The organism is Candidatus Proelusimicrobium volucris, from assembly GCF_959605025.1.
Lineage (GTDB): Bacteria > Elusimicrobiota > Elusimicrobia > Elusimicrobiales > Elusimicrobiaceae > Proelusimicrobium > Proelusimicrobium volucris.
In genome coordinates, this window is record NZ_CAUHCY010000001.1 from 339,747 (window position 1) to 364,194 (window position 24,448).

Genomic DNA, 24,448 nt, shown 5'->3' on the forward strand with positions numbered 1-24,448 from the left:
CAACTCCTTATTCTTCCTCTTCTTCCAATACGGGCGGGTTGATGATGTTAAGGTTGTAATTGTCTTTGCCAAATTCACAGCGGCCTAACAGGGCGGCAGGGATTTTTTTAACCGTTATGTTGGCAAAACGGCTGGAAAGGCCCGAATCAAAACTTTTGCAGCAAATCAGCAGGCTTTCGCCGGGTTTCATATCCTGGGCAATGGCGGAAAGCAATTCCGCCCCCACGTGGTTGGTGGTGGTATAGATAAAGTCCGCCTCGCTGCTTTGGCCTTGCTTCCAAAATTGTTCCTGGGACGGGGCATATTTAAAGCCCTCGTTTTTGGCTACGGCCGCGGCAAGCATATCGGCATTGTATTCTTTGGAAATGACGTATTGGCCGTATTTGTCTTTATTTAACAGGCTGGGGGCGAGATAGTAGTATTTAAAGCCACCGCCACCATGCCAGTTGACAGCTTTGGAAATACCGCCCTGGTCCGTTCCGTCAATCACTTTTTGCAGGCGCGGGATACAATGGGTATGGCAATGTTCGCCCAATTCTATGCCAATGTATTTGCGGCCCATTTTGTGCGCCACGGCTGCTGTGGTGCCGGAGCCTAAAAAGGAGTCCAAAACCCAATCCCCTGGGTTAGAACCCAAGTGAATAATATCAGCAATTAACTCTTCCGGTTTGGGGTATGGAAATTTTTTATCTCCAAACAATTTTTTAATTTGTGCAGTTCCGTTACCACTACTGTATTCTGGACGATATAAAAAAGACTTAGGTTTCTTAGTAGGTAAATCTCCTAATTCAGGTCGTTGTTTTTTATACAAAGAAATTTTCCCTTTATTAATACAGACCAAAACATCATAACCTAATCGTGCAATATTAGAAGTTGTATAACCCCAGCGCCATCGGCCATAATTATCCGTATCTACCATTGGAAGGATAAAGGTATATCCATCCTTTTCATATTTTATTTTTAATGCTTTCAAAAACACATCATTAAATTGCTTCGTTTCTTTATTATACAAGGAATTAAATTCTTCTTTAGGAATAGTAGAGAGCACCCCATCCTTCCATAAAAGGGGATAGAACATTGAAGGACGATTTTCTCTAAGTCCTTCTTCTCCGGTTGCCCTCAATGGCGCCCCTTTTTTATACAATCCTATATCATCTTCTGCCCATTCCAAATTATCTACATCTTCTACATTAAAATTATTTATTTGTAAGTTTCCTTTGCTCTTGGCATAACATAAAACATACTCATGGCAACCTGCAAAACCAAATTGATCTTGATTACCCTTTAAATTCATAATTGCAGGTAAGCACGCAATGAAGTTCTTGCGTAAAAATATTTCATCCATAATTAAGCGTAAATATGCCTGTTCAAAATCATCAATTTGGACAAAAATTACTCCTTCCGGAGCTAACAACTTATATAACACTTCTATACGAGAATACATTAGTTGGAGCCATTCGGAGTGTTCTTTATTATCATCATATACTTGATTATTAGCCACTCCAATATTATACGGGGGATCGATATAGATACATTTTATTTTGCCGGCATAGTCCTGCTCCAAGGCTTTTAGGGCCAGCAGGTTATCGCCGTAAATTAGCATATTATCGGTGGCTTTATCGCCATAGTCTTTAGTGGGGTCATGCACCAAAATCCGCGGTTCCACCTTAACAGGGGTATCTTTCCCAATCCATGTCAGTTCCAACTTCTGTTTATTTACCATATTCAAAATCCTCTGTATAAATCCGCAAAACATTCAACCGATATTTTAAAAAAGCATCATATTCTTTATCACTAAGTTGTTGTGAGTTAATTTCTTCTTTCTTAAACAAATTTTCTTTAATCGTCTGCACTAAAGGCTGTAACTCCTTTAAGTAATTTTCCAAAACTGTATTTGTTTTTTCTCCTAAAACCATCTCATAATACAAGCCATTTAAAACAAGTTTTGAAATATCGTCATCAATTACAGAAATTGCATCTATACTGGCTTGTTGTGCTACCTTGGGAAACTCTTGTAGAGATGTCGCCTTTAGAAAATACTGAAAGTTATGATGTACTGAATTTACATGGTACAATTGCTCTTGGAATGAGGAATATCTTTCATTCCATAAAATTTGTTGATGATGTCTCTCTAACTCTGTAGGAAGCGTAAAATAAGGTGTAGAGAATAATGCAACTAATAATCCTAAACAGGCCACTATATTTCCCTTCCCATATTTCCATTCTACTACAAAAGAGGCTAATATCAATGCAATTAAGACTAATTGAACATATATCATATCACTTTCCATCCGATAATAAAAATTTCTTGCTCGGTTACATTGTTTTGTAAGCGCTGTTGTAAATCGTCCAAAATATGGTCTTTACGGCGGGAAATTTCGTCCTGCTCGTCAAACAGGCGGGCGCGCTTTTGGCGGCGTAAGTCCTCTTTTTCTTTCTGCTGGCGCCCTAAGGATAGTTTTTCCTGCAATGCGGTGGTCTCCCGGTTTAGTTTTTTTAGGGCTTTGATTTCTTTATCTAAGTCCTTAATTTCTCGCTCTAAATCGTTCTTTAAATCGTCGGCCCATTGATCTAGTTTATCCATTTCAGCGTCAAAATATTGGCTGTTTTCTTGGGAAATTTGGTCTAAAACCTGTTTTTTGCGGCTTTCGCATGCGTCTAACAGGTAGTGGCGGGGGTTATCCCCAATTTGTATGGGTTCAGCCGCCACAGGCAGGGTTTTGAACAGTTTTTGGGCATATTCGGGTGTTAAGTCCTTACCGGAATCCGTACACATAGAAAAGAGCAAATACTCGGTGGTATCCAGGGCGGAGACAGTCATTTTAACCAGCCGCAAATACCCGCTTTTACCCACTAAATGCTTTACCATGGCCAAGTTTTTGCCGCTGTGGGTATAGTCAAACGTGATTTGTTCTTCCTGCGGTTTTTGCTGGAGGACATACTGCAACAGGGCCTGCATCATAGGCAAATTTAAGTGCAAAGGCCGCGTGCTTACCAAAGACTGCTTGAGGCTGTAAGTACCGCTCCATTCTTTTTGCCAAAACGGCAGTTTGGGCGTGGTAATAAACACGGAATGGGTGTTTGGGTCATACGAGAAAGATTTGCCCAATACAGCCTGTAAAAAGGCCAGCATATAACTTTCGTACTGGGTGAGGTCTCCCAGGGCTTTATCCAGCCCTTTAATGCGTTTTTGGACGTCTTCGTCAAAATTATCAAAAATTTTGCTTTTGGTTTGACTTGTCGCCTGGGCGATGGTATCACTCAGCTGGGTTTGTAAATTATCAAAGGCTTGCTGGATTTCCTGCTCTGTACGGCATTTTTGGAAAATATCCGCGATGGCTTTTTCAATATCTACGCCGGATTCCAGCGCCCCTAATACAGGGTCCGACGAGCCAAAAACCCCGTCAAACAAGTTTAATTTATTTTTTAGCAGTTCCAGCACGCGCTTATCTGCCGCGTTGGCGGTATTTAAGAAGTTAATTACCACCACATCATAGTTTTGCCCATAGCGGTGGCAGCGGCCAATGCGCTGTTCGATGCGTTGGGGGTTCCAGGGTAAGTCATAATTGACCACCACGTTGCAAAACTGCATATTTAAACCTTCGGCGCCAGATTCCGTGGCCAATAAAATTTGCGCCCGGTCCTTAAATTCTTCCAAAATGGCTGCGCGCGTATCCGCCGATACAATACCCGTAATTTTACCGTCCGTTTGGTGGCGTTCTTTCCATTGTTTTAGTAAGGCCTTGCTGGCAGGATCGGTATTGGTGCCGTTAAGGGTAAGCGTGCAATCTGCAAAGCCGTTTTTATCCAGAAGTTCCTTTAAATACTGTTGGGTGCGGCGGCTTTCTGTAAATACCAGTACTTTGCGCGGGCTACCCAGTTGTTTGGCTTGAGAAAAGGCCAGTTCTATGCCTTGTAAGAGAGCGTTTCCTTTGGCGTTTTCTGTAATGCTTTTGGCTAGTTTGCGGTAATCTTCCAACTGGTTGATTTCATCGGTAATCATCTCCCGAACGTGGACTTTTTCTTTAAGAGACAGGCCTTTGGAAGATTTGGGAAAAGGATAAACGCAACCGGCTTGCGGATCCCCGGCTTCGGCCCAGTCGTCCTGCAGTTCTTCTAATGACTCAAAATCTTCGGCCAGGTTTACATCCGGCTCCGGGTATTGCGTTTCACGCACTTTTTTAAGCCGCTCTATGAGTTTACCCAAAGTGTCTGAAATAGCAAAAGAAGATGAAGCCAAAATCTTGCGAATAACTAACATCAATAAAGCATTATTACTAGAAGAGACCCCAAAGGACGGTTTGCGTAAGTATTCGGATACTTTTTCGTACAGTTCTAATTCGTCATCGGAAGGAGTAAAGTCTATAGTAATAGAACTGCGCTTGGTATAACGCACATATTGCTGAACTTGCCGGCGTAAAGTGCGGTGTGCAATAGGCGCGATGCGCTGTTTAAGATCATTAAACAGACGTTCTGCACGCATTTGGGCTGTGGTTTTAGCATCATCCGATAATACAGGGATATCATCAAATACATCTGAATGTTGGATAAATTGCGCTTTGAACGATTCTAAATTGCCAAAAATGCGCTCATCTACAAAACTAACTAATCCATATAATTCTAATAAGGAGTTTTGCAAAGGAGTGGCGGTTAAGAGTAGTTTCTTACGCTGGGCGGTGGACTTTTGAATAGAGCGCGCAATTTTATTATCTGAACGATAGACATTACGCAAGCGGTGCGCTTCGTCTATTACCACTAAATCCCAATCTACTAAAGCAATATCCCGTTCCATACGGCGGGCGTATTGATACGAGCAAATGACAACTTTATCTTTTTGATTAAAAGGTAGTTCATTACCTTCTTTTTGACATTGTTTATAGGTTTTGGTGTCTAAAATAAAGGAATCAATAAAAAATTTATCGCTCAATTCTCCTTGCCATTGTTTACGAATGGAAGCAGGGGTAATGCATAAAATCTTGCGCTTGTTTTCGGCCCACAGCTGGCTAATGACTAGGCCGGCTTCAATAGTTTTACCCAGGCCTACTTCATCAGCTAAAATAGCACCTTTAGAAAGTGGATTTTGAAACGCAAACAAAGCCGCATCAATCTGGTGCGGGGTTAAGTCAATGGTAGAATTAAGAACGGAACGCCCTAATTTTGTAACAGAGTTAGCAGGATTTTTTAAGGTTAATAATTGGGCTAAATATTGTGCTTTGGCAAAAGATTTCACATATATACCTATAATCAGAAAGAACTATTTTTTATAATTAGGATTTCTTTTATTTTACTATAGAAGAAGGTGAACTGCAAAGGGAGCTCAGGGAAATATACAAAAAGAACAACAAAAGATATCTTTTGTAACGAAGTAAGCCTTTTGGGGCGGATTTCGTCCGCTATTTTTCGCTTGCCAAAAATAAGGACGGCGGACGGAAGTCACTAAAAGCGGAAGATAACATCACAAAAATAAATTTTGGGATTTTAGAATAAAAAGTCCGGTCAAAAAAATTTTCTGGAAAATTTTAGGAGCTTTCCTTGTGCCAATATATTTACCCCCTAAAAAGTGCGCATAATGGAAGAGTAAATGCTTAAATCCACCTAAATACCCACGGTTTGGCTTGGATTTATAAAATGCGTCAAAATACAGCCTATTTCGTTAGTTATACAGAAAATCCAACCGATTACCCAATTAGATGTAAAAATGGCTATAATAACAATTATGGAAGATACAATGCCCTTTTCCCAATTACTCTCTTACCCAGAAGCGCTGGTGCTACTCTATTTGTACCACCACCCATTTATTGTTATTCCATCTTATCTAATAGAACTACAAAACTTAAAACAATTACCCGTTTTGGAAGTGATATATGGTAAAAATTTGCTTACAGAACTGCCTACCGTTACGGCTGGGGGCGAAAAGCCTAACCATGACAAAAAGAGGCCCCTGTACCATATTCCCATCAATGGCTATTGTTTGGTTAAAAAAAGTAAAGATTCTTTCAAGAAGTTTTTAGCTCATTACCTTTCTGCTTACAGAGAGCATAAATTTACACAAAATCCCTTTAATTATTTCAGTTTTGTACATTCTTGGGGCAATACTGTATCTTTTTTAAATAACCAAAAAGAAAAATTCGGCCCGTCTTTTTCCATCACGCCACAGCTTCTGAGTGGAGAAGAAAGCCTCAAAAATCCTTCTGCCCGGTGGGTAGAATGCGTTCTTTTTGCTTTACTCCGCGAAAAGCTAGCCCTACAAGGAGCCGAAATCAGTTTTCTGGATCATAACCAGGAGAATCTGTCTCAAAACCAAGTAGAAGCCATTTTAGATTATCCACATTTCCGGTTTACCGTTGAACTTTTGCGACCATTGCGCAAAACAGCGGCTACACTAATAGAATATTGCGGAATTGAAATTACCTGTCCGGAAGAGTCTTTATCCTCTTTTGATTACAGTAAGCTTATTGTCTATTACAAGGAGCACCAGATTCCTTTTGAAACTGATTCTGTTCAATTTTTCTTCCTTCAATTCCTGGTTATGTACCGTGGGGAAGTAAAATCTGTAAAAACTTTCCAAGAAGAATTAAAGCAGTGGTTAAGGGGGCTTAGCACCCCCAAACGCAGCCCTATGTCTGGAAATATTATTAAGCGTTTAGAAAGCTACCGCATAGAAACACTCAAAAAATTTAGGAAAATATCTGAGCAATATCATTTTTCACTGGATTTTGATATTACCGTCGGTAAAACGGGCCTTTATTTACACCCCAAAACCAAGGACACCCCCTAAGGCACCTAGATTATATCTAAATTCATTTTTCACCTATACAAAATCTACCTTTCTTCTAGGTAGATTTTTTGTTTTCTAGGCAATTTCTCGTCGGGCACCTAGAACCCGCCCCCAATTTTCAAACATTATTTTTTCCCTTAAAATAATATGTGTTCAGACATACTGAACAGTAAATAAATCTGTGATTAGAACAAATAATCACAAAGGAGAAATAATGGAAATATTCAAAAAAAGTTGTATTGATGGGACTCTTTCCCTGGGAATAGAACCATATAACAAAAAATTCATTTTCCCCGCTTGCAATCGCATTCGGGTAGCTCATTTAATGGGCTTAACCGCCAATAGTAAATATTGGGGTTGACAGGGATATATTGGGAGATATAATTTTAACCTCTCCCGGTAAAAGATAACAAGCCACTTTATCCAGCATAATTATTACTCCTTTTATGTGCCACACGGGCTAGCATGGGATAAACGATAGGGCTGATAGTAGGCATAGATACCTATTAGCCCCACATAGGGACGGATCAGGATATAAACACCTGGAAGCCGGATATTTTCCTACTATACGTAGGGATTTCTATGGGATTTATTGGGAATCTTGCCCGTCAAAAGTCATTTTTGGACATAATTTGTATGAAGTCGGTCCAAAGGACTTAGAGACTTTTGTGTACAAAAGTGTAGAACAACTGGCTTATGCAGGTGTATTTGTGGAACCAGAAGTATTAATGCAACATAAATTATTTAGAATGGATGTGAATAAGATTGCATTAATTCCGCTGGCGTCTAATTTCTGCCAAAACTTAATGGAGAGCAGTAAAAAGATAAGTCGGTTTAAGAAAGCCGTTACTTATTACCCGGAAGATGGATTTTGTTGCGTGAATATGCTTAAACACCGCAAATTAATCTTTTACGATAAACTTCATGAAGGATTAACGCAAGAATATATCCCTTTAGGGTTGCGAAACATCTTGGAAGAGGGTTCTTTTTCTATTGTCAATGTTAAGTATCAAATCAAAAAAAGTGTTGAAATTGAAAGAGAATTTAGGACCCAACACTTGGCCTTTGAAAACACCTTGGCTAATGCTTTCAACCCTGAAATTGCCAGAACTATATTGACGAATAGGCTATATCAAATATTAGATGGCATTGTACTGGTAGAATCTGATTTTAATACGCTTCTAAAAGAGAGAGAAATATTTTGTCAAAAGCACGGGATTCACGGCTTACAGTCCATATCCTTGCGTTGCTGGCTTGTTTGGATGTTACAGAACCTGGGAGCAGATCTTACTTTCACTTGATTAAAAAAACACAGTGATGCTAAGACGGCCTTACGTTATTGGAAAGAGTTGCAAGAGGGATATGTATCTACTTCCGAAACGGAGAAGATATTCAAAGAAATTTTGCTATCTTCAATATTGCAAATGAGTCCTATTCAGTGAGAAGATTATCAAAAAATCTCATATGAAACCAGCTGGAAATTAACCCCTAAATGTGTGGGTAATACTACAGTAAATATGGGCCTGCAGACAGGAGGATTTGATGACACCGCGTTTAGTAAATGCTAAAGAATTGGCCCAGTATTTAGGGACAACGGAAGGCAGTATCTATACCTACAAAAGCCAAGGTAAAATTCCACCCCAATGGATTATTAAACTTGGTAAAAGAGGGGTAAGGTTTGATCTGGTGGAAGTAGATAAGTCGTTGGAAGAAGCAAAAAGTAGAAACGATGATTTAAGTACCATCTTCAAGATTCGGGCGTAAATAATCACTACAATTTTTCAATGATAACAGAGGCGTATATATAACGACTCCAGGGGCGTTTTGTCTTATTAGGGGTCCCATAAAGGCCCTTAATAAGCCCAAACAAGCAGAAATATAGCCGTGTGCTGCTTTACAAAACGCTCTAATGATGATAAGCTCTGCAGCACGGCAGCAGAAAGGGAATACAGTATATGGGAATCAAAGATAATTTAAATAAAAGTTTTACAATTGACTACCGTGACGAATACCAGAAGAGACACCGGGAAACTATTTATGGTAGTAAAACACTGGCTAAAGAGATCTTAGCCAAGCGTAAGGCCGAGATAGCCGAAAGGAAGTTCTTCCCAGACAGAAAGAAACAACAACTTACCTTTTGGGAAGCGGCGGATAAATACTATGCCATTCACCTAAGTAAGAAAAAAAGTGCTTTTAAGATGAAATATACGATAGAATTTCTCAAAAAGTACTTTGGGAATAAGCCCCTAGCCAGTATTACTACGGCCAATGTACAGGAGTTTTATAACCAACGCCTGGCCGAAACTAGTCCATCCACCGCTAACAGGCACTTTAGCGTCCTGCGGGCTATTATTAATAAAGTCATCTTACTTAAGTTGTATAAGGGTGAAAATCCATGCATAGGAGTAGGAAAGCAAAAAGAAAACCCTGCCCGCACCAATTACCTGTCGCAAGAGGAGATTAAAGAAGTTTTGTTGCATATCCCAGAGCGTTCCCGTAACTTGGTAGCCTTTGCTATCTGTACAGGTATGCGCCGGGGCGAAATTCTACGCCTGGATTGGAAAGACATTGATTGGACGAATAACATTATCCATATTTATATTTCCAAATCCGGCAATAAGCGAGAAGTGCCCATTATGCCGTCTTTACGTCAGGTATTACTGAGTATGCACCCGCTTAAAACAGGTAAAGTATTCCCGCTGACGGAAAAAATGGTGGAGTACGACTTTCGTCATACGCTTAAAAAACTGGGCATACAAAACATCCGCTTTCACGATTTGCGCCACACTTTTGCCAGTCATTTTATGATGAAAGGCGGCTCTATTACCGATTTACAGCGTATTTTGGGTCATTCTGACTTAAAATTAACCTAACGCTACGCGCATTTAAGCCCTACTTATTTGCGTAAATCCATAGAAATTGTGAATGATTTACTGCCACAATTTGCATAAAGGAGAAGAAAGAATGGAAACAGAAAAAATAGAAGGGGAAGTGTATAGCTTCCGAAAGAATGCCAACGAAGAAGTGAAATGTATTATTTCCACGCAATACAATCAAAAATTGGTGGAATTAAGGGTGTTTTATAAAGATGAAAACGATGAGTTGCGCCGCTCTAAACGAGGGATAGTAATGAACATTAACACGTTTCAACAAGCATTGCCACATATTCAACAGGCCCTTAATAATACATTACCTACCCCATAAGCAAATCCCCACTAAACAGATGTAGTGGGGATTGTTCTATATAAATTTACTATTCAATAACTGTTGCTTAGAAGTCAATAAATTAATGCTTACTTTGAGGTTTATTGGAAGCCATTTTTTGCTTTAATATTTTTCTAGTTTTTCCATATAAGGGGAGAAACATCGTAGGATCTTGTAAATGAGTTGCGGCTATTTTCCCATTCAAACTACGCAATTGCTTCAGTGTAAAAGAATCCAGATTTTGATTATTCACCATTTTACTTATATCATGGCGAAGTTTCCGTGTGGGAATCAATTGATGCCCAGGGGTAATACAATTTCCTGTTACAACTTTATAATGTGAGGGGCCATAATGTTTAATTTTTGATAATTTGAAAGAGAGGCCAACACTTTTTAATCGATTATGGATATTATTAATTATCCTGGATGAAATCAGACGAGAAAAGGAAAGGGTTAAGTCATCTACATACAATGTCATGGTTACCCCTAATCGTGTCACATAGTCGGCAATATCATTAAAAGTATGATAATATGCCCAAAAAGCAACAACTTGGCTACATGGAGAACCTGTTGGTATAAAACAATGTCCTGTTTGAACATCTTGGAACATGACAAGTTCTGTTAAAAAAAACGCGACATCGGGAGAAGTTTGAAAAGTATATAAAAACATCTGATAAACACGCTCACGCGCTACGTGTTTATAAAATTTCTCAATATCTACACAAGTTACAAAATTAGCAGGAATATGAGGGCGCGCATTATCCGTTATATTTTTACCCTTTTGGCCAGATATTAACCAAGTTGGGACTTCTGTCCGAGCAAATAAATCTTTAATACGGCTATGAATTCCTTTCAATATTCCAATAGGTTCTTCTACCTGCCTGCTTTTACCTTGTTGTTTCATTGTAAATACATGGTAATATTCGCTAGGGTTAGTTTTAAGAACCTTAGTAATAGATTGAATTTCTTTAACAGACAATCCTAAGAGATTAGCCAATTTTCTTTTGGACTCTAATCGGAAAAAGGGAGAATGAGAAATTGGTTTGGCAGTCATTTGCTCTTTTTTAGATGGTCCAAGGCCTCTAAGAATTTCAAGATATTATTACGCAAGGCCGTTTTTGTTTTGCTATCTATTTGTATATTTTCAGAAAAAAACAAAATAGCAGACTCTGTTGTATGAAACACAGTGGCATACTTGCGGATAATGTCTAAGGAAGGATTTTTTTTGCCTGATTCAATTTCGGATAAATAGCCAATTGAAACTTTCATTTCTTTGGCTAATTCCGATAGGCTCATATCATTAAAAACACGAATAAGGCGCAAGGCTTTATTTAATTTATTCATACGATTAATCTAGGATATTGCATTGTCTATTTTTTACAGTACCATTCAATAAACGTTAATATAACTCTTATTGTTAGCCGCCAAAATGCGGGGTTGCAAAGAATAGCCTTCACATATTTATTCAACTTCAATGATGTCTTTTTCCTTCTTGACATATATACACTCCTTTAACCACCTAAATTTGTCTTTTAAAGACCAGTGGTTGTTCTCCCTATGAGTGTATCGGTCCTATGCAAATTCAATGCAATATCCCAAAGAGTTCTCCCCATAAACAGATAGAATATGAATAATTACATACTCCCTATTTATGAAAAGTTCAAGCGCAAACTTATTATAGCTTTCTGGTGTTATGCTAGAGGTCTCGGTTGCGCATTTACATGCGTGCGACGCATTGCATAACGGACGGAGTGCTTTGTGCGCTCGAAAGGGTTGCTCCTTCTTTCAAAGAGCCGAGCTAAACTTCAGCTCACGACATTATGGGAGAGGTAGACCTTTCAGTTGAACATATATATGATACAAAATAAATAATTTCTCTGCAAGCGAATTTTTTTCGCTAGTTTGTAATATAATTTTAGATCTTCCCCAAGCAATTCCCAAAAGGATTCTTCACTTTAATATAGAAGCCCTGTATGGTTATTTCATTTTAACCTCTCTTGCCAGTCTTTTAGGTCTTGAAAATTATTAATACATAATATATTATATGTTATATGGCTAATAACAATTTAACAAATAATATATTAGTTTCTAATTTAATAGAAGATTTCAATCCTCAGGCCTTAGCAGAAGGGATTGCTAAACGCGTACGGGCCAGACGGCTGGAACTAAACCTTACGCAACAGGCTCTTGCCAAGCGCTCCGGGGTCAGTTTGGGTTCTTTACAACGCTTTGAAAACCAAGCGGAAATATCCCTTAAATCGCTTTTGAAACTGGCAGTAGCGCTGAATGCTACGGCTGAATTTAAGCAGTTGTTTAGCGTGGTTAATTATCAACACATTAATGAAGTAATTGATAGTCAACAACACAAAACCCGTCAAAGGGGGCGCAAAAATGATTAAGTCCGTTCAATCTTTACAGGTATTTTATAATGAGCAATTAGTCGGCACATTAGCCTTGCGCCGGGATAATTTATGCGCTTTTGAATATAGTGCCCAGTGGCTGGAAGAAGGCTTTTCTATCTCTCCCTTGCTGCTTCCGCTAAAGCCGGGTGTTTTTACCAGCAAATGGGACCCTTTTGACGGCTTATTTGGGGTATTTAATGATAGTTTACCAGACGGCTGGGGACGCCTGTTAATAGACAGGCTCCTGCGCCAGCAGGGGATTAATCCGGCTACTTTATCACCCCTAGATTGGCTTTGTATCGTGGGGCCTAAAACAATGGGGGCTCTTACCTATCACCCCACGCACCCCATCGGGCAAGATGACCAAGATAAAACGCTTGCTTACCTGGAGCAGGAAACCCAAAAAGTATTACACGATGAACCTACTAAAGACCTATCTTTACTTGCAGCCAAGGGTGGCAGTTCCGGCGGGGCCCGCCCCAAGGTCTTGCTTACTATTGACGGAGAAGAGTGGCTGATTAAGTTCCGTAATACCCAAGATCCGGCCAATATCGGTGAAATAGAATACAAATACTCGCAAATAGCACATAAAGCGGGGCTTATTATGCCAGAAACACGCTTATTTGAAGGCAAGTATTTTGGCGTAAAACGCTTTGACAGGCAAGGAAACAAGCGTATCCATATGCATACAGCGGCCGGCCTGCTCCAGGCGGATTTCCGCATTCCATCACTGGACTATAAAACCTTGATTGAAACGACCCTGTTTTTAACACGAGATGTGCAGGAAGCGGAAAAGATGTTCCGCCTAATGGCATTTAACGTAATTGGGCAGAATAAAGACGACCACGCCAAAAATTTCTCATTTGTATATGAAAATAACCGCTGGCAGGTGTCTCCGGCGTACGATTTAGTGCCGTCTGAAGGGTTTAACGGCCAGCATACCACCACGGTACTGGGCCAGGGGCTGCCAACGGAAGCAGATATGCTGGAACTGGCTCAAAAAACGGGTTTAGACCGTAAGCACGCCGTGCAAATTATTGAACAGGTAAAAAGTGCCTTTGAATAAGGGTAAAGAAGGCCAAAAACGGGCCTTTTAGGAAAAATGGACACTTTTTGGACACTTGGCCCCGACAGGAGGATTTTGAAAAGATGTTTTACGACGATGAACGGCTGCCTGAGTAAAAAATTGTCGTCAGCCTGCGGAGCTGGGGATACAAGTTCGATTCCTGTTGGGCGCACTTTTTTTAAGATATCTAAAACCTTCCTTGCAATATACAGGCTAAACTCATTAACAAACATTTATAGAAGTTTTTTCTTAGGCTGATTCCCTTTTTCTTTTAATCTCATATACTCATTTGACTTTCGTTTTCTAATCACTGTTTGAAGATTAAAGACGCACAAGTAAATAATATGTACAAACAAAAAGATATAGAGAAACAAATTGTTATAAAAGTATTAAAACACTACAAAATTAAATGTGAGTTAGAATCTCAAGAAAGTCCTGATTTTATAACTTTTATTAGCAATAAGACTATAGGTATAGAACATACAAAATGTGGCAAAAAGGGAAAGCATTCTATCAGTTTTAGTGCTGATATGAACAAAATTACGCAAAACATCAGAAAACAACTCTCACAAAAAGAGAAAGATTTTATAGTTATACTCAACACTCCTTTTCAACCGATTTATACTCCCCCATATTTAAATAAAAGGAATAATTCTTATGAATATATTGAAGATGAAATTATAAATTTAGTTAAAGGGAATTTAAAATGCCTTCATATAAATCAACTAAAAAAGATACCATTGCCACCATCTAACCCTTTCTCAGAAATTATTTTACAAAAACGCACAGGACATACTTGTGTTGGTTACTTTGGACAAGCCAACTATGTTCCCATAGAAGAAAATTTGAAAGAAGCTATAACTAGAAAAGAAAAATGTTCCCTTTCATTTTCAAAATGTGACGAATACTGGCTTATCATAGGAATAAATTCTTTCCAAGAAAAATTCGCTTATGATACTACTAAACTTCCTACTATAAAAAATTCAACGTTTAAACGGATTATCCTGTTTGATTCCGCTACCGGAAAAATAATGAAACTCTTGCATATTTAATTATTTTAAGAAATTATCAATTATTATCTTTTCAACAACTATTATATAACTCCTATTTTGGCGTTGCGGTTGTCTACTAAAGCTAAAATATGCCCCATTGCACTACCCTTGCCCACCGTTTTTTCTAAACTTATTCTTCTTATTGTTTTTGCAAAACTTCTTTGCTAAACTATTTACGGCACTATTTCTTAAATGGCCAATATACAGCAACTAATCTACAAACACAAGGCAGAAAGAGGAACTGCAAAATGAAAGGTAATCTGCTTTTAGCCATATTTATTTTATTCTTTTCTTTGTTTACTACGGCTTCATGTTTCGCGGGTGAAGCGAAAAAACAAGCTAATTTCAATTCCGTAAATTGGAAAAACGTTACCGTAGCCGAAATACAAAGACTAATCAAAAACGGCGCCGAAGTTAACGCCAAGAACTCTTTTGGCTGGACGCCGTTGATGCTTGCTATCTTTAATCCCAATCCCGAAATCAAAAGAACTTTAATCGGATATGGCGCCAATACTAAAATAAGAAATAAAATAATGGATACGGCACTGATACGCGCCTAGGCGGCAAAAATCTTGAAAAGCAAAAAAACAAACACTCGGAAACAAACAAATAAACAAATAACGCGGAGCTTATAGGACTCCGCGTTAATTTTTTATATTGTTTTACCAAAACTATTTATCCTCCGACTAAGGCAACACCGAAGGCGGATCAATCGGTTCCCCGGTGCATTTGCCCTCCACACACTTGGGAGTTATATCCACATAGCACATCTGCAAAGTGCAGGGCACAAAAGCGCAGCGCTCACCCTTGGACTGATTAAACGCTTTGGCGTATTTTTTGTTTATCGCGACCTTCCCATCGCATAAACAGCAATCCTTCAACACCGATACGCAATCTGAATCGGACGAACATTTGTAAATTTCTTCATTATCCAAAGTAAGGCTGGCAAGTTTCTCGGCCTTTTTATCGCCGGAAGAAGCGCAGCCCCCCGCAATTATCATACAGCCCAAAATCATACTTATAAAGATCAGGTCCCTTTTCATTTTTCTTTCCTCCCTAAGTATTCTAATATCTAATATAACATAAAGCAAAAAATCAAGGGGATTTAGTTTCATTCCTTTTATAATGAGATTGGCTTTTGCGTTTCGCGCTATCTCCGCCGCTGCCCTCAAGCCGAGAATCGCCCGATACACAAAAGCCAATTTCTCACGCGGCAGATAAAAGCCGCGGTCCTGCCCTTACCCCAAATTTATTCGTTCTCATCGTATAGCTCAAAAGTGACGATTTGCCATTCCTCCTCGTCCAAATCGTCCAAAAGAGCTTTGAAGGCGGGCGTTAAATTATCTTTTTTCCGTTTAAAACCTCTTTGCTTATCGTTTGGCATATTTATAAAATTTATATCTAACCTTTTAAAGAAATGTTTATAATCTTTTTTAATTATACTATAAATAAAATAGATTATTTTTATTTTATAAAAAATATCCATAATAACGGCATTTAGCGGCAATATTTTTCTTTACTTTGCACAGATTGAAGACAAACGTTATTATGCCGCGGGGATTTTATTTAGTAGAATTATTTAATGAGTTTGAGCGAATTTGACATTCAAATATCTCAAGAGTTTCCATTCTCAAAAATAATCGGCGTAGACGAAGCCGGACGAGGCCCTTTGGCGGGCCCCGTTACCGCGGCGGCGTGTTATATTCCGCCGGAGCTTTACGGCCACCCCGTAATGGCGAAAATAAACGACAGCAAAAAACTTTCCCCCGCCAAGCGCGAGAAAATTTTTGAGGAACTTCTCACACTGCCTATATTATGGCGTACGGGCTACGCTTCAGCCGCGGAAATAGACAAACACAATATTCTCCAGGCAACTTTTATCGCCATGCGCCGCGCCCTGGCCTTTTTCGAAAAGGAAAACGCCGTCGTTTTGGTAGACGGAAATAGGCTTGTTCCCTTTGTTCACCATCAACAAAAAAACGTTATAGGCGGCGACGGCAAATCTCTCTGTGTGGCGGCGGCCAGCATAATAGCGAAAGTCTCGCGCGACAGATTTATGGATATTTTGGACGAAAAGTTCCCCCTCTACGATTTTGCGGGGCATAAAGGCTACGGCACAAAAAGCCATATAGCTTCCATAAAAGAGTACGGTCCCTGCCTTCAGCACAGAATGACTTTTGAGCCTTTGCTATCGATGTACGGCGGGCTGTTTGCGGAGAACAAAAATGTTTAGTTTTCTGCGCAGGCAGGGCGACAAAGCGGAAGAACGCGCCGCGAAATATCTTCAAGACAACGGCTATAAAATCATAAAAAGGAATTACCTCTGCCCCTTGGGCGAAGTGGACATAATAGCGCAAAAAGAGGGCGCGCTTGTATTTGTAGAGGTAAAACAACGCTCCTCGGATGCTTTCGGCGGTGCTGTCGCCGCGGTTACCAAAAGCAAACAGCAAAAAATCGCAAAGGCGGCAGTAGCTTATCTTAAACAAGAAAATCCGTCTTACAACGCGCTTTTGTTTGATATAATAGCCATAACGGGCGACAGGCTCGAACATATAAAAAACGCTTTTACGCCAAGCGGATTGTTTTTATAAGGAGAAAGCCATGACACAACTTCAAACTGTAAAGAAAGCCGCAGCATACATCAACAAAAAAACCAAAAATTTCAAACCCGAAATCGCTTTAATTACGGGCAGCGGGCTGGCCAATTCCGTGCCGCCGCTGGATAAAAAGATCGTTATCCCCTATGCCCAAATACCGGGATTTTTAAGGAGCACCGTCGCAGGCCACAGCGGCAATTTGATTTTCGGCGAATATAAAGGCAGGAAGATAGCCGTAATGCAGGGGCGCTTCCACTATTACGAAGGCCACCCGATGAAGGATATCGCCATCGCCATACGCACCTTATGGATGCTGGGCGTAAAAACTTTATTGGTATCGGCGGCGGTGGGTTCAATCAACGCAAAACTTAAACCGGGCAGCCTCTGCGTGCTTAAAGACCATATCAACCTTATGGCCAATAATCCGCTTATCGGCAATTACGATCCCGCCTTCGGCCCAATGTTCTGCGATATGACCGACACCTACGACAAAGACATCGCCCAAAAAACCCTCGCCATAGCCAAGAAGCATAAAATTAACGCTTTGCCCGGCGTATATCTGGCGGTTACGGGCCCCAATTTCGAAACGCCGGCCGAAATACAGGCTTTTAAAAAGCTGGGGGCGGACGTCGTCGGTATGTCTACCGTGCCGGAAGTCATTACGGCAAGGCAGCTGGGTTTAAAAATATGCGGTCTTAGCTGGGTAACCAACTTGGCCAGCGGAATATCAAAAACGCCGCTCAGCCATAAAGAAACCTTGGAAGAAACTAAAAAGATTGAAGGCAAATTCGCGAAGATATTGCAGGACTTGCTTGCAAAAATATAATTAACGGCAAAAATGATTGATAAAGTTAAAAGGCTGGGCAAAGAAACTTTAATCTATGGCACCTCAACCATAGTCGCCCGGCTTTTTAACTTTTTTCTGGTGCCCGTATACACTTATTATTTGGCGACTTCTCAATACGGCGTAATAGCGACGGTATTCGCGTTTATGGCGCTGTTTAATATCGTGTATCAGTACGGTATGGACCAGGCTTATCTGCGCTTCGCGCAGGACCATAAGGACAAAAATGTATTTTCAACCCCGTTTAACGCCGTCCTGATGACATCTGTTGCCCTTTCGCTGATTATATACGCACTCAGCCCATATATAGCGGCGGCTTTGGGCATAGGCCGGGAAAACGCCTACCTTATAAAATACTGCTGTTTTATTTTGGCTTTGGACGCTTTAAATATCATCCCCTTCGCCAAACTGCGCTTTGAACACAGGGCTTGGCATTTCGTCATCATAAGGACGGTTTCCATAATGGTGAATGTGGCGGGCAATCTGCTGGCTTTGGTCTATTTCAAGACGGGCGTGGACGGGATTTTTATGGCGGGGATAGCGGCATCTTTGGCCTCGCTGATATTATTGCTGCCCGTGATAAAGGAAGATTTCAAACTTGCCTTTGACACAAAACTCTTTAAGGCGATGTTCGCCTTTTCCTGGCCGTTTATACCTGCTGGCATGGCGAGCATTATGGTAAACGTGATAGACAAACCGCTGCTCTCTCATTTGGCGGGTTTAAGCGAAGTTGGCATATACCAAGCCAATTTCAAAATCGGCGTATTTATGATGTTGGCGGTATCTATGTTCGATCAAGCTTGGCGGCCGTTTTTCATACAGGCCTCGGCAAAACCCGACTGCAAGGAACTGTTCGCCGAGATTTTTACCTATTTCGCCGCCGCGGCCAGCTGGCTGTTTTTGGGGCTTTCCCTGCTTATCCCTACGATAATACAAACCAAATTCCTCGGTTTTAATCTGATACACGAAAACTACTGGTCCGGCCTTAACATAATTCCGCTTGTGCTGGCGGGCTATTTATTTTATGGGTTTTACATCAATTTTATGGTCGCGCCCGTACTTACCAAAAAGACAAAGGTACTGATGTTCATCACTTTGGCGGGCGCGGCGGCGAGCGTAATAACCAATATAATCCTAGTGCCGGTTATCGGGATAGTGGGCGCGGGCTGGGCGATATTCGTAAGCTATGTAGTTATGGCCTTGGCGTTGTTTATATTCTTGCAGAGGAATTATCCCATTAATTACCACTATAAAAAACTCAGCCTGATGGCCTGCGCCGCCTTGCTGGTGCTTATGGGCAATCTGTTCGCGGGGCAAATGCCGCCGATACACGCCTTGATTTTAAGAATTATAATGCTGTGCATATATCCCGTTTTGGCGCTGTTGATAATATTAAAAGTCAAAACGAGAAAAGAACTCTCCGCCAAACGCTGAAAACCAATCTTCAGCATCGGCAAAAGCTTAATCAAAAAACGATAAAGATTAAATTATTTAACGCTGAGCAAAGTCAAAACGATTTCGGCTCGTTCCTTTTGGTCTTTAAAAACCACTTGGTAAGGAAGCGGCCTCTCGCCGAAGACTCTGTAATCGTTAAATTCAACCGTTTTGTTTATGCGCCCTTTGCTCTGCTTCATCGCGTAAGGATAGCTTAACCCGCGCTTAAAATAGTAGGAATTAAAAAACGATCCGCTTTTAAAAACAATTACGCCCGCTTCGCCATCGGAAGTATATCCCTGATAATCCGATGGTTTCATCAAGAGTATTCTTATAATATCCTCAAAAACGGCTTTGGAGGTTTTATTAAAAAACTCTTTTAGCACATAGTTATAGCTGAAATTGTCTTTAACATAATCGGCGTTTAGCAGTACGGAGGAATAATCCCCCAATATTTTTATTTGGAAGTCCGCATACTTGCGTTTATTGACGACAAGCAGGAAACTGCTTTGATAATCGCCCGCCTTAAACTCGGCCTTAAATACGGCGGAAGTTTCCCAGCCCGTAAGAAAAACGGGGTAGCTGCGTACGGGTTCTTCGCCTTTATTCAAAACCGGCTTTACTGCGCACGCGCAAAGAAAAAACAGAAAGGGTAAAATCAGAAATTTTATTTTGCTCATATTTTTTTGTTCCTTATTTTATATTATATTATTATGCAAAGTTTAAAGCCGTATTTGTTAGATTTTATATGCGCCGCCTTGATAACGGCGTTTTCTTTGCCGTTTTTAAGGAAACTTACCGCCAAATATCTCAAAGATAAACCCACGGAGATAAAAACGCATAAGGGCGTAATATCCACGGCCGGCGGCACGGCCTTGGCTTTGGGATTTTTCTCCGCTTTGGCGGCGGTAAGGTTCACTACCGATTTTCCAAGCGGAACCTTACGCAATTTAAGGGGTATATTTATAGGCGGCGCGATAATTTATCTGCTTGGACTAATAGACGACATCAAAAAACCGCTCGGGCTAAGCCCGTATATCCGCCTGGTAATACAGGCCCTTGCGGCCGCCGCACTTATATATTACGGCATATCGGTACAATTTACCGCCCAGCCTTTGGGATATGTTCTGACGGTTCTCTGGGTGGTCGGGGTAACAAACGCTTTTAACCTTATCGACATTATGGACGGCCTCGCGGTAAGCCAAGCCTTATTGGCGGCTTTGGCTTTTACGGTAATTTCCTTGCCGTCGGAATATATTTACGTAAACTTCGCGGCTTGCGCTTTGCTTGGAGCGGCGGCGGCGTTTTGGCCGTATAATCACTCAAAGCGGCTAAAAACTTTTTTGGGCGACAGCGGCAGCACTTTGCTTGGCTTTTTGCTGGCCGCACTTTCCTTGGGAACAAGCTACTCCGCCCAAAACCCGCTTGCCGTTTACGCCCCCCTCTTGATACTGGCCGTACCGGTCTTTAATACGGGCTTTGTTTCCGTAATAAGAATATCAAAAGGGATAAACCCGCTAAGCGCTACGCCGGACCATTTCCCCCTGCGCTTAAAAAGCGTCGGCCTAAGCGGCGAAACAATACTTTTAATATCGGCGGGCGCGGCACTGTTATTGGACGCCGCCGCCCTCTATATAACCAAAAGCGGGACGCAAATATCTTTAACGATATACGCGGCGGCGGCACTTATGCTGACGGGCGCGGCAATATTTTTGGCGAGGATAAAAAATGCCTCTTAAAATAAAGATTATCGGGGCGGGCATCAGCGGGCTGGCCTGCGCTTACCACTTGAAAAAATACCGCGCCAAAGCAGAAACGGCCATATACGAGGCCGAAGACAAAATAGGCGGGCTTTGCGGCTCTTATCAAGAGAAAGGCTTCACGTTCGATTACAGCGGCCACCTGCTGCACCTTTCTACAAGAAGCGGCAAAGCTTTGGCGCGCAAACTGCTCGGGCGGAACCAAACACAAATAAAGAGGGAAGCTTTCGTCTTTTTCAAAGGCAAAAAAGTGGAATTTCCGTTCCAAAACAATCTCTTTCGCTTGGATAAAAAAGATATTTCCTATTGCGTAAGCGAGGCGATAAAAGCTTACGGTGCGCAATCGGAGAAAAAAGATTCTTTCAAAGACTGGGCTTTGGCTTTATACGGCAAAGGGATATGCGAATATTTTATGTTTCCCTACAACTCAAAACTGTGGAACTTCCCCCTGGAAAAACTAACGCCCCAATGGTGCGGCAAATTTATACCCGCCTATACGCTTGAGGATATTATCAAAGGCGCCTATCTTAAAAGGAACAAAAAGACGGGCTACAACAGCACCTTTTACTATCCCAAAAGCGGCGGCTGCGGCGCGATATGTTCGGCCTTGGCGCAAGACTTGGATAATATCAATTTAAACTCCGCGCTAACCGCGATAGATTTTAAGAATAAAACTTTCAAGGCGGGCGGCAAAACCGTAAGTTATGATAAACTCGTAAGCACAATGCCGCTGCCCGCTTTGGGCAAAGCGCTTAAAGGCCTGCCCGCCGAAATAAAAGCAGCTTTCAAGGAGCTTAAACACAACAGCCTTTACGTGCTTAATATCGCTTTTAAAGGCAAAGCGCCTAAAGGCCATTGGTTCTACTTCCCCGAAGACAAATATCCGTTTTACAGGGTAGGAGTACAATCCTCCTTTTCCAAAAGCTCGGCGCCGAAAGGGACTTTCAGCCTTTACATAGAGTTTGCCCTAAGGCAAAACTGCAAGGCCGATTTGAACAAACTTAAACAAAAAGCCATTTCGGCCTTGAAAGACTTGGGCTTTATAGACGAAAAGAGTGAAATTGTTACGAAAAAATGGCACCATATTAGATACGGTTATCCGATATACGACGGCCGATACGCCAAGGCCAGGGGCCTTATCCTTGATTATCTGGCTAAACAAGATATATACTTACTTGGCAGGTACGGCGCTTGGGAGTATTCGTTTATGGAAAAATCCCTGCTTGACGCCGCCGCCTTAGCCAAAACGATAGCGAAGGTATCCAAATGAAAATTCTTATATACGGCGGCAGTTTCGACCCCGTCCACAAAGGGCATTACGCGATTTTAAAAGCGGCCATCAAACAGATACGGCCCGATAAGACGCATATCTTTACGGCATATCAATCCCCGTTCAAGGCGGCGCCCGCGCTGCCCTTCAAGCTCAGGGCGAAGATGGCGCGCGAGGCTTTGGGCGCCTTGGACAAGAATATAATTTTCGACGATTTCGAAAATAAAAACGGACGGGTAACCTATACTTGGGAAACGATAAAACGGGTAAAAGAACTCTATCCCAACGCGCAGGTTTATCTGCTTGTCGGCACGGACTGCCTAAACGATTTGCATAACTGGAAGAACAGCCCCTATATTTTCGACAATGCCATAATAGCCGCCGGCAAGCGCAAAGGCGTACAATTTAATACAAAGGACTTCGACTATATACTTTTAGAAGGCACTTTCCCGCTGGTTTCCTCCACGCAGATAAGAATAGCGATACTTTGCAACGGGCTTTTGCCCAACAATCTATTGCCGCAAACGGCCAAAGCGATAGAAGAACAAAACTTATACGGCCTAAAAATACACAAGTGGCTGCAGGATAATCTGCGCCCCAACAGATATTTACACGTAAAGATGGTGGCGCAAGGCGCGGTGGAACTCGCCAAGATATACGGTGCAAAACCCGAGGATATGGCGCTGGCGGCGATATTGCACGATTCGGCAAAATGCATGAGCAATCAGGAACTGGCCGAGTATGCCCTTAAAAACAGACTTAAGGTTGATGGGCTTAAAGACATCATCAAATACAGCCCCGCTTTGCTGCATGCCGACGTTTCCGCCGATTTGGCAAAGAAAATATTCAAAATCAAGAAGGCCGAAGTGCTAAACGCGATAAAATACCATACTTTGGGGCGCCTTAATATGACCTTGGAAGAAAAAATATTGTTTATTGCCGATATGTCCAGCAAGGACAGAAGATACGCCGAAGCGAGGAAAGTCTATCAGGAAGCGCAAAAATCTTTGGATGAGGGCCTCAAAGAGGCTTTGCGGGTTAAACTGCTTTTTACTATACAAACCGATAAATGGCTTGCGGGTGCGGGTATTAAATTATGGAACGGGATTATCTCAAAAAGCAACTAAAGTTAAGGCTGATAGTATACTGCGCGCTGGCCATCTTGCTATATGGCGCGGCGGCGCAGTTTAACACTTCGGTGCACGGGCTTATAAAAAGAAGCGACGAACCGGTAAAAGTATTGCTTTTGTCTTCACCCCCGATATTTATAGCCTATAACCCGGAATTTAAAAAAGCCGTGGTAAACAATTTGCCCAACACAAAAAAAGCGTTAAGCGCACAGGAAATCCTGCAAAAGGCGAAAATAGAACAAGACAAAGTTATCATCATAGACATCCGCGGACAAAAAAGGATCGAATTTTGGGAGAAGTTTAAAAATAATCTGCAGTCTTGGCAGAAGAAGCCCTATATAATATTCCAATACCTTTACGCTTATATAAAGCTGAAATGCGAGGGAAAGACGGATTTGTCCTTCGGCGATTTTATTTTAATCAGTACGGAACTTTCAACTTTGCAGCCTTCGGACTTTGCCGTGCAAAATCCCTTGGTAGACAAAATAATAAAAGGCCGCAAACAGCAGGAAGCCGCCATAAGCATCACAACCGACATTAAGCCCAACCAAACGGCAAAAGGTCCGTTGATAGTGGAAGTGTTAAATGCTTCGGGCAAGAACGGACTGGCGGGCGAAGTCACCAAATTTCTAAGAGAAAGAAATAACAGCGGGATATTAAACGTAGACGTAATAAGCTACGGCAATTACCCCGAGCTTTTGGAAAGAAGCCAAATTTTGGATAACAGCTCCCGCCTTTTGGATATACAGCAAACGGCCTATCAGCTGGGGCTGGAAGACCACGAAATTTTTACACATCGCGACAAAAACGCGATATCCGATGTTAAAATAGTATTAGGTAAAGATTTTGTATTGCCAAAACGGTATAAATAAATGATAAACTCTATGGTGTGTGTTATAAACTAAGAGGAA

25 protein-coding genes are annotated in these 24,448 nt (G+C 41.3%); 17 read left to right on the plus strand and 8 right to left on the minus strand.

The window, feature by feature from the left end:
• Positions 1 to 7: 7 nt before the first annotated feature.
• The 3 genes from ACQY3M_RS01670 to ACQY3M_RS01680 are packed head-to-tail and all read right to left on the minus strand — an operon-like array spanning position 8 to position 5,230.
• Entirely contained in the window at positions 8 to 1,723 is a 1,716-nt protein-coding gene (locus ACQY3M_RS01670; protein ID WP_428065625.1) for a site-specific DNA-methyltransferase, read from the minus strand.
• Positions 1,713 to 2,291, minus strand: a complete 579-nt coding sequence (locus ACQY3M_RS01675; RefSeq protein ID WP_428065627.1) for a hypothetical protein — start codon at positions 2,289 to 2,291, stop codon at positions 1,713 to 1,715. Before ACQY3M_RS01675 ends, ACQY3M_RS01670 begins: the two co-directional genes overlap by 11 nt.
• Positions 2,276 to 5,230 (minus strand): SNF2-related protein, encoded by a 2,955-nt coding sequence (locus tag ACQY3M_RS01680; RefSeq protein ID WP_428065629.1) that lies wholly within the window; start codon positions 5,228 to 5,230, stop codon positions 2,276 to 2,278. The genes ACQY3M_RS01675 and ACQY3M_RS01680 overlap by 16 nt, the downstream gene beginning before the upstream one ends.
• 486 nt (positions 5,231 to 5,716) lie before the next feature.
• Between ACQY3M_RS01680 and ACQY3M_RS01685 the strand changes: the two genes are divergently transcribed.
• The 5 genes from ACQY3M_RS01685 to ACQY3M_RS01705 all read left to right on the plus strand — a co-directional run bounded on the left by ACQY3M_RS01685 (position 5,717) and on the right by ACQY3M_RS01705 (position 9,982).
• The gene (locus ACQY3M_RS01685; protein WP_428065631.1) at positions 5,717 to 6,778 is read left to right on the plus strand and encodes a hypothetical protein; all 1,062 of its coding nucleotides are present in this window, start codon (positions 5,717 to 5,719) and stop codon (positions 6,776 to 6,778) included.
• Positions 6,779 to 7,365: 587 nt separating this feature from the next.
• Entirely contained in the window at positions 7,366 to 8,079 is a 714-nt protein-coding gene (locus ACQY3M_RS01690) for a phage/plasmid replication domain-containing protein (protein WP_428065762.1), read from the plus strand.
• 241 nt (positions 8,080 to 8,320) lie between these two features.
• Positions 8,321 to 8,542: a helix-turn-helix transcriptional regulator gene (locus ACQY3M_RS01695; protein ID WP_428065633.1), complete on the plus strand. Its 222-nt coding sequence runs from the start codon at positions 8,321 to 8,323 to the stop codon at positions 8,540 to 8,542.
• A 191-nt stretch (positions 8,543 to 8,733) separates the two neighbouring features.
• Positions 8,734 to 9,651, plus strand: a complete 918-nt coding sequence (locus ACQY3M_RS01700) for a tyrosine-type recombinase/integrase (RefSeq protein WP_428065635.1) — start codon at positions 8,734 to 8,736, stop codon at positions 9,649 to 9,651.
• A 91-nt stretch (positions 9,652 to 9,742) separates the two neighbouring features.
• Positions 9,743 to 9,982 (plus strand): hypothetical protein, encoded by a 240-nt coding sequence (locus ACQY3M_RS01705; RefSeq protein WP_428065637.1) that lies wholly within the window; start codon positions 9,743 to 9,745, stop codon positions 9,980 to 9,982.
• 82 nt (positions 9,983 to 10,064) lie between these two features.
• On the opposite strand, the gene ACQY3M_RS01710 is transcribed toward ACQY3M_RS01705, so the two are convergent.
• Positions 10,065 to 11,036, minus strand: a complete 972-nt coding sequence (locus ACQY3M_RS01710; RefSeq protein WP_428065639.1) for a reverse transcriptase family protein — start codon at positions 11,034 to 11,036, stop codon at positions 10,065 to 10,067.
• Positions 11,033 to 11,326 carry a helix-turn-helix domain-containing protein gene (locus tag ACQY3M_RS01715; RefSeq protein ID WP_428065641.1) on the minus strand — a complete coding sequence of 98 codons (294 nt, stop codon included), beginning with the start codon at positions 11,324 to 11,326 and terminating at the stop codon, positions 11,033 to 11,035. The genes ACQY3M_RS01710 and ACQY3M_RS01715 overlap by 4 nt, the downstream gene beginning before the upstream one ends.
• 707 nt (positions 11,327 to 12,033) lie before the next feature.
• On the opposite strand from ACQY3M_RS01715, the gene ACQY3M_RS01720 reads away from it, so the two are divergent.
• The 4 genes from ACQY3M_RS01720 (at position 12,034) to ACQY3M_RS01735 (ending at position 15,062) form a co-directional block, all read left to right on the plus strand.
• Complete coding sequence (locus ACQY3M_RS01720) at positions 12,034 to 12,381, plus strand: helix-turn-helix domain-containing protein (protein ID WP_428065642.1); 348 nt, start codon at positions 12,034 to 12,036, stop codon at positions 12,379 to 12,381.
• Positions 12,377 to 13,450: a type II toxin-antitoxin system HipA family toxin gene (locus ACQY3M_RS01725; protein WP_428065764.1), complete on the plus strand. Its 1,074-nt coding sequence runs from the start codon at positions 12,377 to 12,379 to the stop codon at positions 13,448 to 13,450. The genes ACQY3M_RS01720 and ACQY3M_RS01725 overlap by 5 nt, the downstream gene beginning before the upstream one ends.
• 314 nt (positions 13,451 to 13,764) lie before the next feature.
• Positions 13,765 to 14,502 (plus strand): hypothetical protein, encoded by a 738-nt coding sequence (locus tag ACQY3M_RS01730; RefSeq protein WP_428065644.1) that lies wholly within the window; start codon positions 13,765 to 13,767, stop codon positions 14,500 to 14,502.
• Positions 14,503 to 14,750: 248 nt separating this feature from the next.
• Positions 14,751 to 15,062, plus strand: coding sequence for an ankyrin repeat domain-containing protein (locus tag ACQY3M_RS01735; protein WP_428065646.1), 312 nt, complete (start codon positions 14,751 to 14,753; stop codon positions 15,060 to 15,062).
• Positions 15,063 to 15,188: 126 nt separating this feature from the next.
• On the opposite strand, the gene ACQY3M_RS01740 is transcribed toward ACQY3M_RS01735, so the two are convergent.
• A complete protein-coding gene (locus ACQY3M_RS01740; protein ID WP_428065648.1) occupies positions 15,189 to 15,545 on the minus strand; it encodes a hypothetical protein in 357 nt (118 codons plus the stop codon).
• A 206-nt stretch (positions 15,546 to 15,751) separates the two neighbouring features.
• Positions 15,752 to 15,886 (minus strand): hypothetical protein, encoded by a 135-nt coding sequence (locus tag ACQY3M_RS01745; protein ID WP_428065649.1) that lies wholly within the window; start codon positions 15,884 to 15,886, stop codon positions 15,752 to 15,754.
• 198 nt (positions 15,887 to 16,084) lie between these two features.
• Here ACQY3M_RS01745 and ACQY3M_RS01750 point away from each other — a divergent pair, with 198 nt between their 5' ends.
• Genes ACQY3M_RS01750 through ACQY3M_RS01765 form a run of 4 tightly spaced genes read left to right on the plus strand, consistent with a single transcriptional unit; the run spans position 16,085 to position 19,377 of the window.
• Positions 16,085 to 16,735, plus strand: coding sequence for a ribonuclease HII (locus ACQY3M_RS01750; RefSeq protein WP_428065651.1), 651 nt, complete (start codon positions 16,085 to 16,087; stop codon positions 16,733 to 16,735).
• Positions 16,728 to 17,093 carry a YraN family protein gene (locus ACQY3M_RS01755; RefSeq protein ID WP_428065653.1) on the plus strand — a complete coding sequence of 122 codons (366 nt, stop codon included), beginning with the start codon at positions 16,728 to 16,730 and terminating at the stop codon, positions 17,091 to 17,093. The genes ACQY3M_RS01750 and ACQY3M_RS01755 overlap by 8 nt, the downstream gene beginning before the upstream one ends.
• 10 nt (positions 17,094 to 17,103) lie before the next feature.
• On the plus strand, positions 17,104 to 17,925 hold the full coding sequence (locus ACQY3M_RS01760) for a purine-nucleoside phosphorylase (protein ID WP_428065655.1): 822 nt from the start codon (positions 17,104 to 17,106) through the stop codon (positions 17,923 to 17,925).
• Positions 17,926 to 17,937: 12 nt separating this feature from the next.
• Positions 17,938 to 19,377: an oligosaccharide flippase family protein gene (locus ACQY3M_RS01765; protein WP_428065657.1), complete on the plus strand. Its 1,440-nt coding sequence runs from the start codon at positions 17,938 to 17,940 to the stop codon at positions 19,375 to 19,377.
• A gap of 53 nt (positions 19,378 to 19,430) precedes the next feature.
• On the opposite strand, the gene ACQY3M_RS01770 is transcribed toward ACQY3M_RS01765, so the two are convergent.
• A complete protein-coding gene (locus ACQY3M_RS01770) occupies positions 19,431 to 20,057 on the minus strand; it encodes a hypothetical protein (RefSeq protein ID WP_428065659.1) in 627 nt (208 codons plus the stop codon).
• 33 nt (positions 20,058 to 20,090) lie between these two features.
• On the opposite strand from ACQY3M_RS01770, the gene ACQY3M_RS01775 reads away from it, so the two are divergent.
• Genes ACQY3M_RS01775 through ACQY3M_RS01790 form a run of 4 tightly spaced genes read left to right on the plus strand, consistent with a single transcriptional unit; the run spans position 20,091 to position 24,409 of the window.
• Complete coding sequence (locus tag ACQY3M_RS01775; protein ID WP_428065661.1) at positions 20,091 to 21,116, plus strand: MraY family glycosyltransferase; 1,026 nt, start codon at positions 20,091 to 20,093, stop codon at positions 21,114 to 21,116.
• Positions 21,106 to 22,407: a protoporphyrinogen/coproporphyrinogen oxidase gene (locus ACQY3M_RS01780; RefSeq protein ID WP_428065663.1), complete on the plus strand. Its 1,302-nt coding sequence runs from the start codon at positions 21,106 to 21,108 to the stop codon at positions 22,405 to 22,407. Before ACQY3M_RS01775 ends, ACQY3M_RS01780 begins: the two co-directional genes overlap by 11 nt.
• On the plus strand, positions 22,404 to 23,534 hold the full coding sequence (gene yqeK / locus ACQY3M_RS01785; protein WP_428065665.1) for a bis(5'-nucleosyl)-tetraphosphatase (symmetrical) YqeK: 1,131 nt from the start codon (positions 22,404 to 22,406) through the stop codon (positions 23,532 to 23,534). The genes ACQY3M_RS01780 and yqeK overlap by 4 nt, the downstream gene beginning before the upstream one ends.
• Entirely contained in the window at positions 23,504 to 24,409 is a 906-nt protein-coding gene (locus ACQY3M_RS01790) for a LytR C-terminal domain-containing protein (protein WP_428065667.1), read from the plus strand. Before yqeK ends, ACQY3M_RS01790 begins: the two co-directional genes overlap by 31 nt.
• Positions 24,410 to 24,448: the final 39 nt, after the last annotated feature.